The organism is Pseudomonadota bacterium, from assembly GCA_023229365.1.
In the GTDB taxonomy this organism is placed as follows: Bacteria; Myxococcota_A; Polyangia; order JAAYKL01; family JAAYKL01; genus JALNZK01.
Map to the genome: position 1 here is coordinate 1 of JALNZK010000102.1, position 19788 is coordinate 19788.

Below are 19788 nucleotides of genomic sequence, written 5' to 3' on the forward strand. Positions count from 1 at the left end.
AGCGGGCGAGAATGGCACGCTTCCACGGTCTTGCCGATGCCGACGTCGTCGGCGATCAGCAGGCGGATCGTGTCCTGGCGTAGCGCCATGAGCAGGGGCACGAGCTGGTACGGTCTCGGCTCGATGGCGATGCGGGACAGGCTCCGGAACGGCCCGGCGCCGGAGCGGAATCCCAGCCGCACGGCGTCGCGCAGGAGCGCGCACGAGCGATGGTTGCCCATCTCGGCCGTCGGATCGGGCAAGGGGAACTCCGCCGACACCGGCGTCTCCAGCGGCAGGTAGATTCCGGCGATCTCATCATCGGTACCGCCGAGTGGGCGCAGCACGAGCAGATCCTCGTGCTGGGTGGAGTCGGGCAGGACGACCCACTCCCGGCCACGGACGCGGACCAGGGAACCGACGTCGAATCTCATCGAGCACCCGCCACGTCTGCAACCGCGATCGCTTCAATGAACCCGCTGGGCTTGCCGTTCCAGCTGACGATCAGCTCGTCCCGGGCCCGGGTCATCGCGACGTACAACAGCCTTCTTTCCCGTGCTTCGGCGGCTTCCCGATCCTGTGGATCGTCCGCGTAGCGGAGAACGGCGGGGCTGGGAACGACTCCCCGACTGCAATCGAGCACCAGCACCGCCTTGAACTCGAGGCCCTTGGCTCGATGCATTGTGCCCACGTTGATAGTGCCGCTGTCGCTTCCTTCCTTATCGGACAGCAGGCGCCAGGGGAGGGCTGCCTTGGTCAACTCTTCGCCTGCGGCCTTCGCACGGTTTCCCGTTCTGGCAAACACGCCTATGGCATCCGGCTGAAGCCCTTCGCCGATCCACGACCTGATCTGCGTGATCCCGGCGGCGAGCTCGGCTTCGAAAGAGGGGTAACCCCGCAACGCCGGTTCCGGGCCGCGCAGAAGGCTTCTGGTTCCAGTACGCGCCTCTTCGCCCCCGTCCATGTCGTCAGCAACTACGCCGACAATTCGGTCGGCGAGCCGACGTATCTGCTCCGTCGTGCGGTAGTTGATGCGGAGGACGGTTGACCGGCCACGAACATCAATACCCAGGGCCTTGAGAGTGAACCCACCAGGATAGATCCGTTGCCCAGCGTCGCCGCACACCATGAGATTGCCGGGTTCCCGCGCGCAGAGAGCCTGGAGAAAACGCAATTCCGCTGAGCGGAGATCCTGAACTTCGTCGACGACGACTGCGGAGAACGGGGACGTCACCGAACCTGCGGTGAGGAGTTCCTCGGCGCGAATGCAGAGCCCGGTCCAGTCCCGCATCTGGCGCTTGGCCAGAGCGTTAATGACTTCTCCAAATACCTGCCAGAGGACTTTTCGTTCCTTGACTGCCAATCCTCGGCCTCTGCCGGTCCTGTGTGCCTGCCGATAGCCGTCCCACGACTCAATTCCTTGGAGCCTCACCACGTTGTCCCATTCGCTCCGCACGAAGGATGCATCAAATGCAGGCGCGTGACGGGTGCGAAGGGTTCCCAGCAGTTCGTTGACGTCATCTTCCGACGCGGGCTGAACCCGTGGCTCGACCTTCCGGACGATGCTGAGGGCCTGCTTATGGACGGTCGAGACCGTGATCCTCGCTCGCTCCGCTTCGTTGCAGATCCTGGCGATGTTGCTCTGTATGTTCTCGCAGAGGGTCGACACGAAGCTCGTCAGCAGGACGGTGTTGCCGCGACGGGCCAGATGTCTTGCGCGGTGCATCGCCACGACTGTCTTGCCGGTACCGGCCGAGCCCGAGACTTTTGCCGGACCGGAAAATGCCCGCTCCACCATTTCCCGCTGCGATGGGTGGAGGAACGCGATCCAACGTTCCATCGGCGCTTCGAGCGCAGCAGCGAGGCCCTCGGTGTCTTCGACGAGAAAGAATCGGCGCTGGGTATCGCTTGACTCGATTGCGGGCCGCCCAAGTGGAACAGGGCGAGGGGGGGTGACGAATCCTCCATCAGCCAGGGTGAGGAGCCGCTCGCTCACGTCGTCGGGCAACTGCTCGCATACAACCAGGAGCTGTCCATCGTCGCATACCCGGCGCAGAGTCGGCAGCCAACTCTCGGGCACACCTAGAGATAGGAGGTAGCCGTCGTCGTGTTTTCCGAAAATCGGTGGCGCATCCGGGTGTACGGGAACCTCGATGATCCGGTCCACCTTGCGGACCGTCTCTACCGATTCGATGATGTGGAGCGCACCCGTGATTGTGTGGCGGTCGACCTCATGTCGCTCGGCCCACTCGTATGCGGGCTTGTGGTGATCAACGTAAACCATAGCCCACGTTTCACCATCCTTGTAGAGGATCACACGCAGGTCCTGGGAGACTCGCCCACTCCACACGTTCTTGGAAAGCGCCCGTGTCAGGCGCTCCAGGCTGATGCTGGGAGTTGCCGGATTGGCCGCAAACGTCATGACGAACACATTTGCGCGCGCCTGATCGTTGGCCGAGAGTTGTCCCAGCGCTGAATAGAACTGTCGTGCGATCATGACGGAAGCTGTCATGACTACTCCTCCAAGGCGCCCATGACGCGCATCACGACGTCCGGGTCAGTGGCGCGGACTCGCACTACCCGCCAACCCTGCGATGTCAATGTGCTCGCGACTTCGTTGGCAGAAGGAAGAACATCATCCACTAGGCGCAGCTTTCGATTTTTCCAGCAGACGGTCGCTAGGTCGAGGTCGACGACGCGCCCGCGGTTCATGATCTCCTCACCAGGATCGACTGTCACGCCTTCCGTGGCCGCGAGAGCGACCATGACTGGTTTCCAGACGGCACTGAAATCCTCTAGCACCTCGGTCGTCGTCCCGAGACCATCGCCGCGCCAGGAATGGAATGACGGCCAGCTTCTTCCGTATTCCTCGCCCTCGTCCCACGAGCACACTACGGAGAGCACACAGGCTTCTTTGTGTCGCTTGAGCCGCGTCAACGCCGCATACGCTGCCGCCTTCATCTTGTCATCCAGGAGATCGCCGAAATGGATGACCAGCGCTCTGCCCTCCCAGCCCTTGAAGGAGTGGATGGTCGTGGCTTTCACCTTGGCGGACCCCTTGAAGAAGGCCAGCTTGTGCCGTCGTTCTTCCTCTCCTTCGTAGAAGGTATGAAGGACATGGATGCCGTGTCCTTCGAGCCTGTTGACCACTCTCGCACCGAGGGCCCTGCTGGAGGTGAGGAACGTGACGTCCGACCACGGCAACGTTTTGCCACCGATTGATCTGGGGAGAGCAAGGACCTCGGCCACGCAGGCGTCCTCGGCCCGATCGCCCCTCACCTGGAACCAGCGCAGATGCGTGCTAGAGAGTGCCAGTTCGGTCTGTGCCGGTTGGGGCAAGGCTCTCAATCCATCGCGAGGAAGGAAACGCTCGGCGAAATCGCGCACCAGAGGGATCAGCACGGGTGGCAACCGATAGCTGGTGTCCAATGTTGTCCACCTACCAGAGAATCCAGCCCCGATCATTTTCTGCTCCGTCCACGCTCTCGCCGTTCCGTAGACGTCCTGGGTGGGATCAGCCACCAGGAGCATCTCGCCACCGGGCTTGCAGGCCGCTCGCAGGGCTTTCCACCAACTCAGTCGGTAGTCCTGCCCCTCGTCCACGAGGATGGCGTCGTACTGCGGTAACTCCGCACCCTCTCGTTGATAGAGACCGAAAACAAGCTCCGCCATTTTCTCGTTGAGGATTTCGTCTTTCGAATAGTCGTCGTTTTCCCAGAGGCTTTTTTGCTTGTCGTTCTCCCCAGCCGTCGCCGTGATGCGTTTGCACCACTGATGAAAATTCAGCCACGTGATGCGTTCCGCAAACGTCTTGCTGCGCCACCATCGCACCGCGAGGTCTCGCAGGTAGTTGAGGAGGGTGATGTTGAACGTCGCGACGAGAACCGTCTTCCCCTCTTTCGCCAGCTCCGCGGCGCGAGCCGCGAGCACCACGGACTTCCCTGAACCGGCTGCACCCTTGATGCGTCGGTAGCCTTTCTGTGGCGCGGGGTCGGTGGCGAGCGCTATCTGCTTCTTGTCCATTTCGAGTGGATGTCGCTGCTCGACCGAGACGTCCGGCTCGACCAGCCACGGGCGAAGCTCCGCTGCGATGTCGTGGCTCATGTACTCGTTGTGGCGGTGGACAAGAGGAAAGGCCTTCAGGATATTGCCTGAATCCAGGTCATCCCAGCAGACCATCGGATTCTGCGGGATAGAGAGGTGCGTTTTGTACGTTGTCCCCAAAAGGTGATCAGCCTTCTCGCGAGAAGCGAAGGGGAAGACGACTCCAGCAGTGATCACTCCGAAACCGGTCCGCACGGGCAGTGACGGGCAGTAGAGTTTATGGACCTCGTCCTTGTAGGCGATGACTTTGGCGATCGGATTCTGTCTGGCCAGAGAGAACGTCTTCCCGTCGCGACGGCCGTGGAGGGTTGGAGGCGTGCCCTGAAAAAAGTAGTCGAGCGCGTCCAGATCCCAGTCCTTGACCTCGTAAACGGCAATACCGTTGTCCGGATGAAGGAGAACGAAATCAGGACGCAGGCCGTTGAGGTGAGGCTGTACGTATAACTCCCAGCCATCGGGAAGATGCTCACGGAAAAACTCGAGAGTCTTGCGTTCTCCGGGGGTAAGTGGAGTCGGAAGATGGTCCAGTTCGTCATAGGGGGGGATGATCGTGATGTCGTTCATTACTCGCTCCCCAGGGCGGCCAGCACGCGGGCAGTGAGATCCAATTCGTTCGGACGGACTCGCATCACACGACAGCCGACTGAAGAAAGGGCGTGGGTGACAGCGTCCGCGGAAGAACGTGCATCGTCGACCAGACGCAACGATCGATTTCCCTTCCGGACAGTCGCCAGATCGAGATCGACGACGCGCCCTTCATGCATCACTTCCTCGCCGGGTTCGACGGTCACGCCGTCCGAGGATGTGAGGCTTTCCATCAGGGGGCGCCATTCCTCACCATAGTCTCTCGGGTCGAATCCACCGGTCGAATCAACAATATATTCTAGAGCGCTCCCGCCTGTCACATACGAGGTGCCGAACAGCGTCGCGTTGTCCCGGATCTTGGCGTCCCAGTTCTCGTCGTAGCGGAGCCGGAGGATGAGGTACCCGGCGTTTTCCAGGGCGGCCTGCTGCTCCTTGTCCGTGGCCTTCTGGTGTGCCTCGTCGTGGTGCGGGCCGTCGATGAAGATCGCCACGTTCTCCGCCCGATACAGGAAGTCCGCCCGCGTGTTGCACTCCTTGACGTGCACCTGCGCATCCGGCGGGAGCTTCAGATGGCGCGCATCCAGGAGCCGCACGAACTTGCGCTCCAGCTCGGAGTCGCACAGCTTCAGCAGGCGCTCGACGTGCTCGTCCCTGGGCCGCGCCGACGGGGAGGTCTCGACCGTCCCGTCCATCCACGGCGAGAGGAGCGGCGGCAGCACCTTGCGGTCGAGGACCCGGTGATCGCGCTGGTTGTAGTAGGAAAGCAGGCAGTCGTAGCACGCCGCCTCGCACCGCTCCCGGGAGCCGGGCGCGGAGCCCTGATCGGCGCCCGTGTCCGGGTCGAAGTGGGCGATCTCCAGCGCCCGCCGCGCCACCGCCTGGAGCGCGCGGGGGTCCTCGACGAAGCGCCGGAGCACGCCTGCGCCGCCCTCGGACGCCTCGAAGAACAGGATCGCCCGGCGCTGTTTGGCGTCCGGCAGCGGCTCGGCGGCCAGCTCGCTGTCCTCCAGGTCGTACTCCACCTGGATGGCGGACTTGAGCGCCGCTTGGAGCGACGCCATCTCGGTCGGCGTCAGGTTGCCTTCGGGCGCGATCAGGAGGCAGTTGCGCCGGTCCTCGACGTACGGGATGACGCGCAGCGTGCGCCCCGACTGCGGATCGTCCGGGTCCTCCTCGGTCGCCTGGGACTTCGACCAGTACCCGCGCTCCACGTCGAGCACGTAGCCCTGCTGCTCCTCGCGCTCCCGGCGCCGCCACCCGACGTTGAGACGCCAGATCGTCCCCGCATGGCCGTAGGTCAGCTTGGCCAGCCCGTCGCCGGACGCGCTGCGCAGCTCGGCCGTCTGCTCCGAGGGCACGCCGTCGCGCGGCTCGAACCGCACGCCGGTCTTGATCTCGTACCCCAGGCGGAACCGCTCCTCCTCGTCCGAGCTGATGCGGTCCCGGCGCCGCGTGGACACGTTCTGCATGCGGAACAGGTTGACCATGGGCGGCGGCAGCTTGAGCCCACACCGTTCGCATAGGTCTGGCCCGGGCGCATCCCCGATCGGGTGCACGTAGCCGCACTCCTTGCACTGGGCTGCGCTCCGCGTGATGCCGCCCTCACTCTCCACGGGCAGGATCACCTTGTTGATCACGAATCGCGACCCCTCGTGGTAGACGAACGCGCGCGGCCCGAACTCGGAGATCGCGAGGAACCTCGGCCGCGACAGGAACTCCTCGTCCCCTCGCCCGCGCTTCTTGCCGGGCAGGTAGGCCGACAGCGGGAGCCTCGGGAAGCTGTACCCCGGGAGGAACCCCTCGCTCGCGAAGTAGCGGTACGAGTAGAAGTCGGACAGCGTCTTCGTGTTGCGCTCCAAGAGCAGGTTGAGCTGGGCCTCGGCCTCGGCGCGCAGCCGCTTCGCGTTCTCCCGGTCCCGGGTATCCCGGGAGGCGTCCCGCGCGATCTTGGACTGCCGCTTCGACTGCTCCAGCGCCCCCCGGTACAGGCTCCGCCACCGGTTGCACGCCGTCTCGAACGAGCGCGGCAACTGGTCGAGCACATCGCCGATCCAGACGCCCACCTTGGCGTCGCCGACGAGGGCGGCCACGGCCGCGTACAGGCAATGCTCCGCACGCGTTTTAGCGCGTTCCCGGGCGCGGGTGTCGTCGAGCGCGGCGCGGACGTTCGGGAGGACCTCCAGGGTCGGATCGTCGCCCTCGACCTCCAGGATGTCCGCCAGCGACGACTTGAGATCGAACCCGGACTCGGCAAGCCAGATCGCGTGGACGTGCGCCCGCAGGAGGTCCTCGTTCGCGAGATCGAGCCTGGGTGGGGAAACGGCGCCCGCGACCATGCGGCCCGGTCGCTTGAAGAAGTACTGATCGTGCGGGCTCCCGGCCGTGCAGTAGGTGTACACGAACGCGGGCTGCCCGCTCCGCCCGGCCCGGCCGCTGCGCTGGGCGTAGTTCGCCGGGGTCGGCGGCACGTTGCGCATGTTCACGACGTTGAGCTGCGCGATGTCGACGCCCAACTCCATGGTCGGCGAGCAGAACAGGATCGGCAGGATGCCCTTGCGGAAATTCTCCTCCCGCTCCTCCCGGTCCAGCGCCTGCACCTGCGCCGTGTGCTCGTGCGCTTCGAGCCCCTTCAGGTCCGCCATGTCCGCCCGGTAGAAGTCGACGAAGAAGCGGTTCGTCCTATGGCCGCCCTCGGGGCGGCTCGGGACGCGGATCGGATCGTGGAAGCCGGACATGCCCGCGCCCGCACGCCACACCAATCCCGAGGACTTCAGCTGGTACCCGACCTCGGCCTCCTGGTCGCGCTTCTCGATGCGGTGCACGAGCCCGGCCTTTAGCAGGTTCTCGAACAGGTCGCTCAGGATGGTCGACACATCCTCGGTCTTCGTCATCGCGCTGTTCGCGTTGCGGAACGTGTCCGGCCGCTTGAGGAACAGCCCGAACCCGCCGCGCGGCGACACGTAGACGTTCCACTTCTTTTCCGAGTTGCCCGACGTCGGGAACGCGATCCGGCTCGTCTGCATCGGCTCGTTGTCGTCGAGCGCCCATGGCGGGATCAGGTATTGGTTCGACTGGAGCAGGATGCTCTCCTGGTCGGCCGAGTCGAGGACGTCGGCCTGGATCGCCAGCTCCCGACGCAGGAAGTCGAGCAACACCTTGCAGACGTTCCGGCGCTCGTCCGGGGTCGCGGTTGCGAGAACAGGGTGCCGCTCCCGCCACTTGGGCTCATCGCCACACAGCGCCGCCAGCGACAGGTAGTCGATGTCGAGGAGCCCGCACTGCTCCAGGTTGGGCGACGTGATGCGCCACCCGCGACGCAGGTCCAGGTACAGGCAGTAGCCGAGCACCCGCCGGAACGCGCGCTGCGTCTCTTCGAGCTGGAGGTATTCAACTTCCGGGTTCGCCGCGTACTGGGAGAGTGGCAGGTCGAGCGCCTCGAACACGCGGCGCGTCAACGTATCGTGGTGGAGACCCTCGGCCCCGGCGTCGCGCACGGCACGGTGGAGCGCGGAGCGCAGGAGCGCGATCTCCACAAAGTCGTTGAAGTGCCCGGCCTGGAGCGAGGCGTCCTGGCGGTTGTCCGTGAAGCTGAGGAGCTTGCGCGCCTTGGGCTCCAGGGTCTGGTCGTTGCGCAGGCGGCGGATGTTCGACAGGGCGAGCACCGTCGTCGCCGTGCTGCGGCCCTCGGAGCCGAGCGTCGCGAGCTTGCCGAAGTCGGCCTGCTGGTGCGGGCTGTAGGAGACCTTGCAGTTCATGCAGAAGATGAAGGGCGCCCGCATGTAGTGCGCGCGGAGATCACCTTTGCCCTCGGTCCCGCTCGCGGTGAGATACACCTCGCGCGGCAGCCTGTCGCGCCGGACCTTCCGGACGCGCAGCGTGCCGTTCTCCACTTCGAGCCAGCTGTCCGGGAGGCGGTCGAGTGACGCGCCAACCTCGGGCCAGGGATCTTCCGTGTCGATATGCAGGAAGCCGGGCTCTCCGCCCTCGTCGTCCTGATCGGACAGCGTCCGGGGCTGGTAGTAGACCGTGCGGTCCTCGCCCTCGCAGCGCCGGACCAGGTAGTACTCTTGCCCGCACTCGCGGCAGAACACGATCGGGAACAGCTGCTTGTGGCGATCGCTGCCCGGCACGTAGGTCTGCGATTGCAGCGTGATGTGGCGTTCCGGTTCCGCCTCCAGCGAGGCGTACACCGATTCGCCCTTGGAGACGAACTGGTGCAGCCGGAAGGCGAAGATCGGCCGACCGTGCTCGTCGCGGTGCTCGTACCCGGCGAGGAGGTGGCGGCCGATCTCGCGTTCGCACTTCTCCTGGTCCAGACCGGTCAGCTCCGCGAGCTTGTGCGCTGCGCCGTTCGCGCCGGTGATCGGCATCGGCGTCGAGCGCACGAGACGGTACGTGCCCGGCTCCTCGGCCAGGCCGAGGGTGGACTCGATCCAGGAGGAGAGCGGCGACGCCAGGAACGACTCCCGGGTCTCGGGCGGGATGCTCCCGGAGCGCGACATTTCGGCGCGGAGGTCGGCGACGAACTGCGGATCGTCGTGGCGCCGCAGCGGCGTCACGCGGCGCAACGTCTCCCCGATCACACGCTCGGGTTTGACCTCGGCGCCGAACAGGCGACTCGCGGTATCCGCCACGGCCGCCCGCTGCTCCTCCCACGTGCCCCCGCTCGCCAGGGTGGCAGACGTCCCCACGTGCAGCAGGCTGGTCGCCTCGCAGGCGTCGCGCACGCGGCGCACGAGCATGGCGACGTCCGAGCCCTGCCGCCCTCGGTATGTGTGCAGCTCGTCGAGCACGAGGAACCGCAGGTCCTTCGCCGCGCTCACAAGCTTGCGCTCCTTGGGCCGGGTGAGCAGCAGCTCCAGCATGACGTAGTTCGTGAGCAGGATGTCGGGCGGGCTCGCGATGATCTCGTTGCGCTCCTCGTCCTTCTCCTGCCCGGTGTACCGCTGGAACGTGACGGGCGACTTGCCGCCGGGGTAGCCGTTGCACAGGAACTTGGTCAGCTCGCCGAGCTGGGAGTTCGCGAGCGCGTTCATGGGGTACACCACGATCGCCTGGATGCCCTTGCCGGTGCCGGTGCGCAGCACGTGGTCCACGATCGGCACGATGTACGCCAGGCTCTTGCCCGAGCCGGTGCCGGTCGTCAGCACGTAGTTCTCGCCGGACCGCGCCGCGTGGACGGCTTCGACCTGGTGGCGGTGCAGCTGGAGCAGCCCCCGATCCTCGGCGGGGGCGGGCTTGTCGCGGAAGATCTTCAGGCACTCGGGATGCAGGGCTCCCTGCCGGACCAGATCTTCGAGGCCCTCGCCCGGTTCGAACGCGGGGTTCAGCTGGATGAGCGGCTCGGGCCACAACGCGCCGCGCCGCAGCTCGCTGTCGACGAGCTGCTCAATCCGCTCGTCGCCGATGACGATGAAACTGCGGATGTAGTCGGCGTACTCCTGGATGACGCGCTTGCGGAGATCGAAAACGTCCACGATGGGCCCCCTCTCGAAGTCACCGTCGGCCGTCATGAGACAGCACGCACCTGCTGCGGGCCACGGGGATCAGGCGGGCGCCCGGCAACACCGTCGCTGCGGATCTTGCGCCCTCACCGAATCCTTCCGCGTGCCGACATGCTACCGCGTTCGGGTACGGTAGCTCAACGGGATACGCACGAAGATGGCGCCCGAAAACGGTGATGGGTAGGAACAGGTCGATGTTCAGGGACGGGCTGGACTCGGTGGATCTCGACTATTCAGGAACTCTTCGAGCAAATCTTCAGGAAGCTCGACGAACCGCGTCACCCCATCCCGGATGAAATCATCGAGCGATACTCCAAGAGCGTCAACATCGATGTCCCCATCACGCACAGGGAGTGTGTTGAGCCATTGCACCGCCGACTCGATTTTCCTGCTCATGTGCTCACGGTGGAAGGCCTGTACTTCAGCATCGGCAGTGTCACCATAACGGCGGACCCAGGCTGTCAGCCGTTTCTCGTTGGACTCATGCTTCGAACGCGCGATCCCTGCAACCGAGTCCAAGTACTCTGTGGCAGTGGTCGCCATAAGATCAACTTGCGGGCTGATGTGTAAAAAATGCACCGGCACCATCGTGACATCTGGCCCTACGATCACCAGGCGACGCTCCGCACTGAACTCCAGCCAATCGCGCATCACATGGTTAATGTGGTTATCGCCGAAACCGTAGCCGATGCAGACCAATGTGGTTAGGTAGTTGATGTTTGAGCGGAAGTGCTCCATCAGTCGCAGGGGCAGAACCTGGCTCCATCGCGAGTCAAACTTGTGCGCCCCCGCTAGAAGAGTTCGACGGAGAAACTGCATCTCTCCCTGTTCGTCCGCGTAAGCAATTTCATTGGTTGCCCTTACGAGCCGATGGGGAGCAATTGGGTCCCGATACAGAAGCTCCTCGTTGGCGGAGCGAAGTGCACCGAGCACTCCATCCACGCTCTCCGCAGTGGGCAAGATCTTCAGAAGGTCGTAGCCATTCCGGAACGTGAAGACATCCAGAGCACCATGAATTTTCAGGAGGTTGATTCCCCCCGTTCCATTCCGATAGAAGGGCATTGCCGAATGTTCAAGAAGTTCACCAGGTAGCACCGCCGCCTGGAGGTTTCCGATCTTTTCGCCGCGTTTGTTCCTTCGGGGTAGAGAGACAATTTCATTTGTGAAGCCTGCATTCAGCGGAATGCCAGTTGTGATTGCCAGGCATTCGACGATCAGATCGTGGTTCAACGAGAACACCCACAGCGGTTCGTTGTGGGCTGCGAACGCGGACAATCCGTTGAAGTATCCCAGGCTCCGCTTGATGTATTCGCCGTTGTTAATGTGTCGGAAATAGAGGATGAAATAGATCATCTGCACCAACCATGAGTACAGGGCGTGGTATTCCTGCCGCAGGCGATGCTGGCGATTGAATTGTGTTTCTAGGTATCCGAGAAGGCTCTCATAGTGGAGGTCTGGCCTGGAAAGGACTGCAGCAAAGTCCTCGATCACCTCGTCTGAGTGCCTGCCACCTTGCCAGCGCCACGATTGATTCAACGATCGGAGTTTGTCCGGAGTCAGCCACTGCTTCAGTTCGCGGGTGAGGTCCCCCACAAGCGGCATCCCTGCTTCGTAGGACGCACCTGCTCCAAGAAAGAGACCGGTCAGCTTAGGTGGTGCCGCCATGCCTCACATGATCGCGGATTGCCGACGCGCAGGTCAACACGATCATATGCAGTTCGATGTGAACGCCCCGGGAACCTAGCTACTGATGCTGGGGGATGGGCGACTCCATCAGCGCTCCAGCGCAAGGAGCGCCGCGACCTCGGTCTCCCCGGCGGCGGACAGGAACGCCTGGAGCGCGCGGCGGATCAGATCCATGCGTGAGCGCAGGCCCTGGCGCTTGCGGGCGGCGTCGAGCTGCTCCACCAGGGCGGCCTCCATGCGCAGCGGCAACACTTTGAACTCCACGCCCTCGCGGTGGGTGTTGCGGCGCGGGCCGACCGGGATGCGGCCCTTGATCGCCTCGCGGATCTTCCAGATGAGGTACGCCTTGTTCGTGCTGCCCGTGGGGCGCCCGACCACTTCGAGGTAGCGCGCCTGGAGCGCGGGCACGTCGAGCCGGGTGAGCTTCTCCGCGATCGCCGGTGCGGCGCCAGGTGCCGCCGTGTCCGCCTCCTCGGGCGCTGCGGCGGTGGGGGCCGGGGGCTCGATCGCCGGGGCAGGGGGCGCAACGTCGGCGGCGTCGGCCGCCTCCAGGCCCGCGATGATCTGCCTGATGAGGTAGGTTTTATTGGGGCTGCGCGTGACCTCTCCGGTCACCTCGGCGAACCGGGCCTGCAACTCGTTGACCCGCATCTTGGACAACCTCGTGATCTCCCGCTTCATCGTCTGGCTCATCGTCATCCCTCCCGATCGTGCCGACGCGGGCATGCCGCGCCAGCGGGTTGCTGCGTCACTTCTTCCCGACGAGGTGGCGGAAAGCGTCAAGATCGATCGCGCGGGGATCGACCGACACGAAGCTGAAGCGGCCCGCCGCCTCGATCCAGGGCTGGACATCGAGGCGATCCTCGGCCGTCACCCCGCCGAGCCGCGCGAGCGTCGCGTCGTCGCTCACGTAGTGGTCGTCGGCGTCCACATTCACGTCGGCGCGCAGCGCCCCGCGCAGGACCGCGCGGATGCGCACGCGGTCGCCTTTGAGCCCCGGGATCTCGTCGCCGATGTACGTCGTGATGCTGCCGATAACCTTGTCCACGCCTGCCTCCGCGCGGTTTTCGCGATGCCGTTCGGCACCGTGGACACTGATGCGTCGGCGGGCGGGAACATCAAGTCCTATCTGGCGGTTTCGACGCGAATTTTCAGTGGTGGAACATCATCACGGACACACGGAACGCCGTAGGTCAGTACTGTGTGGCGGTGTAGTCGGCGGGGGCGGGCAGGTCGCGTGGATCATAGCAGAAGAGGACCGGGTCCTTGTCGTCCACGCAGGTGTACTGGGTCGCTGCATCGTCCCACACCGGGTCGGTCTCGTCCGGGCGGCACTGGTCGTCCGCAGTGCACGTCTTGGCGCAGATCTTGTTAGTGATCGTCGCATTGAAGATCGAGAGCACGGTCACGTCCTGGGAAAACTCGATCAGCACGTATCCCCCAGGGCACCCGTCCATGACGTCGTAGTCGCCGAACTCCGCTGTGGTGCAAATGACGGAGTCGCCTTCACAAAGCGTCGCCATCAGGCCGCAGTAGCCGTTCGCGAAGTAGGTGTTGGTCGCCATGCTGCCCGCGTAGCTCCGGAGGCAGACGAGGTCGGCGCCCGTGAACACCGGCACCCCGCCGCATCCGTCGATCGTCCCGGTGCCGCCGTTGGGGAGCGGGACTCCGGTGTTGTAACAGCCGGTCTCGTCGCACGTGCACGGGTCGCCGATGTCGCCGTCTACACCGACGTCCGTGTCGGCATCGGTATCTGTGTCGGCATCTGTGTCGGTATCGGTATCCGTGTCGATGTCGGTGTCGGTGTCGGTGTCGGTGTCCGTGTCCGAGCCTTCTGGGCAGGTAGCCGACGCGTCCCCGGCCGACAAGAACTGACCGTCGATCGTGATCGTCGTCGAACTCACGGTGAGCGTGTCAGCGCTCGTCGACTCTCCGAGAACGCCTTGCAGGCGCACCGTCAGCGTCGAATCGAAGCAGCACTCCGCGGCGTTTTCGCACGGAACCGTTGTGATCCCAGGTTCGATTTCGGCGGTCACGACGCCGCCCTCGTCGACGTAGATACCCTCGTGGTCATCCAGGAAATCGGGACAGAACGAGTCGGCGTTGAAGGACAGGCTCTGAACGAACATTCCGTCATCCGTGGAGTACATGTCCGAGGCCACAAGGCTCAGCTCGCACCCTCCGCCGGTCGACAACAACAAGTTGATGGAGGTGATGCACCCGTCCTCAATCGGGTCTACGTCCTGTTTGTGCTGAATGCCGATGACAGCATTGGTGAACGTGATGTCCGCGACGTTCGTTTGCAGCGAGCCCGCTATGTCGAACGGTCCGTCGCCGCAGACGTCTGTATCGGTGTCCGTGTCCGTATCGCTGTCGGTATCCGTGTCGGCATCGGTGTCGGTATCCGTGTCGGTGTCGGTGTCGGTGTCCACGTCGGTGTCGGAATCGCTATCGCCCCCGCAGTCGCACTCGCCCCAGGCGCTTCCGTCCGCGTTGCACACCTGGGTACCGCCCGGGGCGTCACCTCCGCATAGGCACGTCTGGACATCGCCGGGATCGCAGATCGCCTCGGCGCCGCTGTCGTCGCCGCACCCTGCCGCGAACGCCGCGCCGACGACCGCGACAAGCACACCAACAGGCACCCCGTACTTCATACCAATCGTTCCCTCCTCAGGCGGGTGAAACCTCGCCGCCGTTCAGGTACCGTTCCACTACGGTCTGGGCTCCGTCCTTGCGCTTGAGGAGCCCGGTCATCTCCTCGTGGAACGGGAAGCCGGTCTTCTGCTCCCGCACAATCCGGAGCACAGCCGCACAGAAGGCGGTCGAAAACGCTGCGGCCCGGCGCACGGGCGTCATGTCCGCTGGCAGGGAGTCGCCACCCTCCACGCGGTTGCCGTTGTTGGAGATCTCCTTGAAGAAGTTGATGCACATGCTCTCGGCGATCCCCTTTTCGACGGCGGAGAGATCGCCCTCGTGCGGCGCGGGGAACGCGATGAAGGCATCGTGAATCAGCTTCTTCTCGCGCCGGTAGCCCGCCTGGTGCTGGGGGAGCCGGATGTTGGGTTCGGTTGTCTGACCGACGTAGGTTTGGAGTACGGACGACGCAGGGTCGGTGCCCCCGGGCGCGAAGATCAGCATGTAGATCTGGGGAAACGCCACGCGCGTGAAGTACCCTTCGGTCATGTCGCTGGCGTCATGGCCGCCTGCCTTCGATTTCTCCGGTCCCTTGGGAAAGCGATAGCCGCCATACGCGTCCAGATGCTTTCGGATCGCGTTCACGTCGCGCACATGGTGGACGTCCAGCATGGGCAACGTGACGCTGGACGGCACGAAGCGATACGCGATCACGCCCTCAGAGGTGATCTGCGCCGGGTGTGTGGAGAGCTGTCCATGATTCGCGTTATCGCGGACCTCCCGGTGCGAGGGCGCGAACAGGAACCGCCAGGCTTCCATCCAGGTCTTGACTTGCGACTTGAAGTGCCGTGTCCCGCGCTTGGACTTGCGCTCGGCGTCGGCGACGAAGATCCGGTCGATACCGTCCGCTGCGTCCTCGTCCACCACGTGGCTGCGGAGGTACGTCTGGGCCGGGCCCGGTCCCGCCAGCTCGGGCAGCCCGATCTCCCGGCGCGCCTGGTTGAGGTAGTCGCCGAGGTTCCCGGTCGTGAAACCCCGCTGCCGGACCTTGTCCGCCAGCTCCGTCTGTCCAAAGAAGTAGTCGAGCAGTGCAAGGCGGGTCGTCGCGGCCGAGAGGGACCGCAGCTCGAAGAGCATCTTCACGTTTGTGTTCTTGGGCCTGTCCATCGTCCCCCTCCTCGTTGGCGCCCTTTATTCTGAAAGAGCGGGCTGAGTCACCAATCACGAAACCCCCATGTGTCGTCCGGTCCGAGTACTCGCAACACCCGCATCGCGCGGGCGATCGCGCCCGCCGTGATCAACAGCCAGAGGAGTTCAAGCAGTGGCAGCAGAACTGCCCAGATCCACCCGACGGCGGGCAGGTGTACTCGTCCGCAAATTCGACCCCGGAGTGGAAGGCGCAGCTGTCCCAGCCCATGCACTCGTACCCCCACGGATCTTCGATATCCGTCCAAGGGCAGGTGTACTCGACCAGGTTGCAGCAGACCGCGCCGGGATCGCACGCGCCCGCGACCAACTCGCCTTCGAGGGTCCCACACGCCACTGCGCTGATGCACGATTCCGTGCAGTCCGTGTCGGTGTCGCCTCCGCCAAGGTCGCAGCAGACGCCGTACGAGCAGGCGCCGTCGACTACGGTGCCTCCGACGATCCCGCATCCGGAAGCCGAGATGCAGACTTCCGTGCAGGGGTCCTCCCCTGTATCCGTATCCGAGTCGGTGTCGGTGTCTGTGTCGGTATCCGTATCCGTATCCGTGTCGGTATCCGAGTCGGTGTCCGTGTCCGTGTCGCTACCGGTGTCCGTATCCGAATCGGAATCGCTGTCCGTCCCACCTTCCTCGCAGCACACGTCGTCGGAATCCGGGCAGGTGTACTCCTCGTGGACCACGCCCAGGGAGCTACAGACGATCGCGCCCAGGCAGTCGTACGGGCACACCGTGTCCGAGTCGGTGTCTGTATCCGAATCGGTGTCCCCATCCGTGTCCGTGTCCGCGTCGGAATCGACATCGGTGTCGGTGTCCCCGCCTCCGCAGTCGCACTCGCCCCACGCCGTGCCGTCCCCGTTGCACACCTGGGTGCCGTCTGGGACGCCGCCGCTACAGGGGCACGCCTGGACGGCGCCGGGATCGCAGGTCGAGTCGGCGCCGCTTTCCTCGCCGCACCCCGTCGCGATCGCCGCGCCGACGACCGCGACGAACACACCAACAAGCACCTCGTACTTCGTGCGCATCGTCCCCTCCTCAGACGGGCGGCTCAACAGCGTCGCGCCCGTACCTCGCGAGCAATCACTCTCGAACCTTCATCGATCTCACGGCCCGTTGCGGACACAGCGCGCAGCAACCGAGAGGCTCTCTTGCTTCAGATTCGGATAGCCGAAGCAGGCGGTGACGCCCCACGCCTCGTCGACAGCGTCGGCATTGGGTGACGACGACCAGTAGAAAGCGACACACTCCCCTGTCAGATCAGGGTCCCAGTAGCAGCCCGCAGGATCGTCGTCCGGTCCAGCCAGATAGTCGCAACTAGCGCACCCTGACCAGACACATGCTTCCTCCAGGCAGTCAGGGTCTGTGACCCCGCACGCGCTCATGCTCAGGTCGCCGGTCTCTGTGCCATTTACGCAGCCGCGTACCAGCGACATCAACTCTTGGATGTTCGGTAGGCGCCAGTCGCTGTGGCCGCCCCACGACAACCCATCGCAGTAGTCGACGGCCTCTTGCCAGGTGAACGTCCCGTCGTTCGGTGGATTCTGCCAGCACAGGCTGGTTGTGTCGCACCAGGCCACGTCGGTGTCGGAATCGGTATCGGTGTCTGTATCCGTATCAACGTCCGTATCCGTGTCGGCTTCGGCGTACATCCCAACGGGACAAGAGACAGAGGTGCTCCCATTCGATGAGAACTCCCCTTCTATGACGATCATCGTCTCGCCCACGGTCAGAGCGTTCGAGCTTGTCTCCTCTTCCAAGACTCCCTGCAAGCGCACCGTCAGAGTGGAGTCGAAGCAGCACTCCGGCGCGTTCTCGCACGGGACTTTCTCGACCCCCGGCTCGATCTCGGCGGTGACCATGCCGCCTTCGTCAACGTAGACACCCTCGACGTCGTCAATGAAATCTGGGCAAGCTGAGTCAGCTGAGAAACTCATATCCTGAACAAGAAGGCCACCCTCTGCGGAGTATTCATTCTCCGCTTTCAGGAACAGCACACATCCTCCATCGGTCCGTAGCCACAAGTAGATGCGCGTGATGCAGCCGTCCTCAACTGAATCCACGTCCTGTTTGTGGTAGATACCGACGACGGCCTCGGTGAACGTGATGTCCGTCACGTTCGTTTGCAGCGCGCCCGCTATCTCAAACGGTCCCAAACCGCACTCCGTGTCGGTGTCCGTGTCGGTATCACTATCTAGGTCGGTATCGGTGTCGCTGTCCGAGTCCGTATCGGTATCCGTGTCGGTATCGGTATCCGTGTCCCCATCGGAGTCGGTGTCTGAGTCGGTGTCTGCGCTGCCGCAGTCGCACTCGCCCCAGGCGGAGCCGTCCCCGTTGCACACCTGGGTGCCGTCCGGGGCGCCGCCGCTACAGGGGCACGCCTGGACGGCGCCGGGATCGCACGTCGAGTCGGCGCCGCCCCCGCCGCCGCAGGAGGCGGTGATGACGGCGATGGTGACGATGACCGTGATGAACAGGATGGAAAGCGGGCTGCGCATGGCGACCTCCCCAGAGTCGCCGCCCCAAAAAAAGGCACCATGAAAAAGCAGCGCCCCTCCTGATAGCTTGTTGTTTGCCCAACACAAGCCAAGGAAGGAGGCGCTGCAAATGAAGTTTATCGGAATGGACACACACAGTCGAACAAGTACCTTCGTTGTTCTCGGGAAGAACGGTCGGGTTCTTCAACGGGCGAGGGTCGCCTCGACGGAGAAGGAGCTGCTCGGCTTTGTAAGGTCGGTCAAGGGCGAGAAGAAGCTGACCTTCGAGGAGGGGGTGATGTCCCAGTGGCTGTACCTGCTCCTCAAGGAAGAGGTGGACGAGCTGGTGGTCTGTCAGCCGCGAGAGAAAGAGGGACCCAAGACCGACGAGATCGACGCCGGCGAGATCGCGGATCTCCTGCGGGTCGGGAGGTTGAAGGCGGTGTTCCACGATGACACCGACCTGATGCACCTACGGACGCTCGTCTCGGGCTACGGTGACGTGATCCAGGAGATCACCCGGACCAAGAACCGCTACAAGGCGCTGTACCGCCAGGTGGCGATCTCGACCGACGTTCCGAGCTTCTACACCTCGACGGACATGCTCGATCTGCTCGGCACCGATGTGCGGCGCTACGTGGCCTGCACGTTGTTCGAGCAGCTCGGCCTGCTCGAGGAGCAGCGGCGCGGGTACCTGGAGCGGTTCGAGGCGAATGCCCGCAAGTACAAGCCGATCAAGCTGCTGACGAGCATCCCCGGGATCGGCCCGGTACGGGCCAACCTGATCGTCGCCGTGATGGTGACGCCGCACCGGTTCCAGGACAAGTACCACCTCAACTCCTACGCGGGGCTGACGAAACACGAGCGCGTCAGCGACGGCAAGCTGTACGGAAAGAAGCGGGCTCACGGCCCGGTGATGCTCAAGTACGCGTTCAAGTCGGCGGCTCTGACCTCGCTCAAGACGGATACGGAGTTTCGACGGAAGTACGACGCCATGAGGAGTGCCGGCAAGGACGACCGGGCGGCCCGGGGCGCGGTCGCCAGAAAGGTCGCGGCGACGGTGCTGGGTGTATGGAAGTCTGGCAGGAAGTACAGCGACAGACACATGGAGGTGACGCGACGGCGAAGTCGAGATTGCCATAGCGGAGCGTGAGAGTCTCCGGGCTTGAGAGCGACCGGTAGCCGCACCACCGGTCCGGATGACGCATCCATCGGGCCTGGAGAGGAGGAGAGATTATTCCGCCCTGTGATCCCGGCTGGCACCGGAGATCCTTAAAAAAGGCTAATCCTCCTCCGCGTATATCTCATGTTGCACTGCTCCACCGCTGAAGCGGCAACTCTCGGGGCAACCCGGGCAGCGGAGAGAGCCAGATAGAAGGATGAACGCGTCTCGTTCACCGCCGGCAATCGATGAGCCCAGAAGCGTCGTTCGATAGATGACCGGAGTTGCAATACCGACCAACGAGGGCGCTGACCGACGGCCACCAGCGCGAGCTCGGCGCTCTCCCTTGGGGACCAAGCAGTCCGCGATTGTGACAGCGGGCGCACTGCCAGGGATCTGCATGGATCCTGGTGGGTCAGGGGAACTGTTACCTCTTGACAGGCTTTTTCATAGAAGGG

Annotated in this window: 12 protein-coding genes; 1 reads left to right on the top strand and 11 read right to left on the bottom strand. The window is 64.0% G+C overall.

All coding sequences use genetic code 11. The features are described from left to right. The 11 genes from M0R80_24775 to M0R80_24825 form a co-directional block, all read right to left on the bottom strand. On the bottom strand, positions 1–413 hold a 413-nt coding region (locus M0R80_24775), incomplete at its 3' end, for an ATP-dependent helicase (GenBank protein ID MCK9462850.1). Continuing rightward, the gene (locus M0R80_24780; protein MCK9462851.1) at positions 410–2491 is read right to left on the bottom strand and encodes an AAA family ATPase; all 2082 of its coding nucleotides are present in this window, start codon (positions 2489–2491) and stop codon (positions 410–412) included. The genes M0R80_24775 and M0R80_24780, both read right to left, overlap by 4 nt. 2 nt (positions 2492–2493) lie before the next feature. Further along, positions 2494–4647, bottom strand: a complete 2154-nt coding sequence (locus M0R80_24785) for an AAA family ATPase (protein ID MCK9462852.1) — start codon at positions 4645–4647, stop codon at positions 2494–2496. Further along, complete coding sequence (locus M0R80_24790; protein ID MCK9462853.1) at positions 4647–10181, bottom strand: DEAD/DEAH box helicase; 5535 nt, start codon at positions 10179–10181, stop codon at positions 4647–4649. The genes M0R80_24785 and M0R80_24790 overlap by 1 nt, the downstream gene beginning before the upstream one ends. Positions 10182–10370: 189 nt before the next feature. Next, positions 10371–11837 carry a hypothetical protein gene (locus tag M0R80_24795; GenBank protein MCK9462854.1) on the bottom strand — a complete coding sequence of 489 codons (1467 nt, stop codon included), beginning with the start codon at positions 11835–11837 and terminating at the stop codon, positions 10371–10373. A gap of 108 nt (positions 11838–11945) precedes the next feature. After that, positions 11946–12551: a ribbon-helix-helix protein, CopG family gene (locus M0R80_24800; protein ID MCK9462855.1), complete on the bottom strand. Its 606-nt coding sequence runs from the start codon at positions 12549–12551 to the stop codon at positions 11946–11948. Positions 12552–12606: 55 nt separating this feature from the next. Further along, the gene (locus tag M0R80_24805) at positions 12607–12906 is read right to left on the bottom strand and encodes a hypothetical protein (protein ID MCK9462856.1); all 300 of its coding nucleotides are present in this window, start codon (positions 12904–12906) and stop codon (positions 12607–12609) included. A 145-nt stretch (positions 12907–13051) separates the two neighbouring features. After that, entirely contained in the window at positions 13052–14512 is a 1461-nt protein-coding gene (locus M0R80_24810) for a hypothetical protein (GenBank protein MCK9462857.1), read from the bottom strand. 16 nt (positions 14513–14528) lie between these two features. Next, positions 14529–15659 carry a hypothetical protein gene (locus tag M0R80_24815; protein MCK9462858.1) on the bottom strand — a complete coding sequence of 377 codons (1131 nt, stop codon included), beginning with the start codon at positions 15657–15659 and terminating at the stop codon, positions 14529–14531. Positions 15660–15789: 130 nt separating this feature from the next. Beyond that, the gene (locus tag M0R80_24820; protein MCK9462859.1) at positions 15790–16719 is read right to left on the bottom strand and encodes a hypothetical protein; all 930 of its coding nucleotides are present in this window, start codon (positions 16717–16719) and stop codon (positions 15790–15792) included. 78 nt (positions 16720–16797) lie between these two features. Then, complete coding sequence (locus M0R80_24825; GenBank protein ID MCK9462860.1) at positions 16798–18189, bottom strand: DUF1566 domain-containing protein; 1392 nt, start codon at positions 18187–18189, stop codon at positions 16798–16800. Positions 18190–18298: 109 nt separating this feature from the next. Here M0R80_24825 and M0R80_24830 point away from each other — a divergent pair, with 109 nt between their 5' ends. Beyond that, positions 18299–19321 (top strand): transposase, encoded by a 1023-nt coding sequence (locus tag M0R80_24830; protein ID MCK9462861.1) that lies wholly within the window; start codon positions 18299–18301, stop codon positions 19319–19321. Positions 19322–19788: the final 467 nt, after the last annotated feature.

Coding starts and splice junctions, on each gene's coding strand:
- M0R80_24780 (MCK9462851.1), bottom strand. CDS start 2,491: ATGACAGCTTCCGTCATGATCGCACGACAGTTCTATTCAGCGCTGGGA.
- M0R80_24785 (MCK9462852.1), bottom strand. CDS start 4,647: ATGAACGACATCACGATCATCCCCCCCTATGACGAACTGGACCATCTT.
- M0R80_24790 (MCK9462853.1), bottom strand. CDS start 10,181: ATGACGGCCGACGGTGACTTCGAGAGGGGGCCCATCGTGGACGTTTTC.
- M0R80_24795 (MCK9462854.1), bottom strand. CDS start 11,837: ATGGCGGCACCACCTAAGCTGACCGGTCTCTTTCTTGGAGCAGGTGCG.
- M0R80_24800 (MCK9462855.1), bottom strand. CDS start 12,551: ATGAGCCAGACGATGAAGCGGGAGATCACGAGGTTGTCCAAGATGCGG.
- M0R80_24810 (MCK9462857.1), bottom strand. CDS start 14,512: ATGAAGTACGGGGTGCCTGTTGGTGTGCTTGTCGCGGTCGTCGGCGCG.
- M0R80_24815 (MCK9462858.1), bottom strand. CDS start 15,659: ATGGACAGGCCCAAGAACACAAACGTGAAGATGCTCTTCGAGCTGCGG.
- M0R80_24820 (MCK9462859.1), bottom strand. CDS start 16,719: ATGCGCACGAAGTACGAGGTGCTTGTTGGTGTGTTCGTCGCGGTCGTC.
- M0R80_24825 (MCK9462860.1), bottom strand. CDS start 18,189: ATGCGCAGCCCGCTTTCCATCCTGTTCATCACGGTCATCGTCACCATC.
- M0R80_24830 (MCK9462861.1), top strand. CDS start 18,299: ATGAAGTTTATCGGAATGGACACACACAGTCGAACAAGTACCTTCGTT.